Raw genomic sequence first — 218 nt, 5'->3', positions numbered from 1 at the left:
CTAGCCCTGCTGCAGCCGGGCCACGATCTGCTGTGCCGCCTCGGCCTCGTTGTGCTGGTGCACGGCCAGCAGCTGGCTGCCGGGGCGGTCCAGTCCATAGGAGCGCAGCAGGCCCTGGGTGTGGCGCGTGTCCTCGCAGGCCACGCAGTCCACCAGCTGCAGCACATGCAGGGCGCGCAGGCTGATGTCGGCCAGGTTGCCTATGGGGGTGGCCACCA

At 70.6% G+C, this 218-nt stretch carries 1 protein-coding gene; it reads right to left on the bottom strand.

Annotation, left to right across the window (positions count from 1 at the left end; genetic code table 11):
* On the bottom strand, positions 1-218 hold a 218-nt coding region (locus tag ACY9Z2_RS19555; RefSeq protein ID WP_463611333.1), incomplete at its 5' end, for an SAM-dependent methyltransferase.

It is taken from the genome of Virgibacillus sp. GM2-2 (assembly GCF_055329585.1).
The sequence above is the reverse complement of the archived record's forward strand: the minus strand, read 5'-3'. Positions and strand labels throughout refer to the sequence as shown.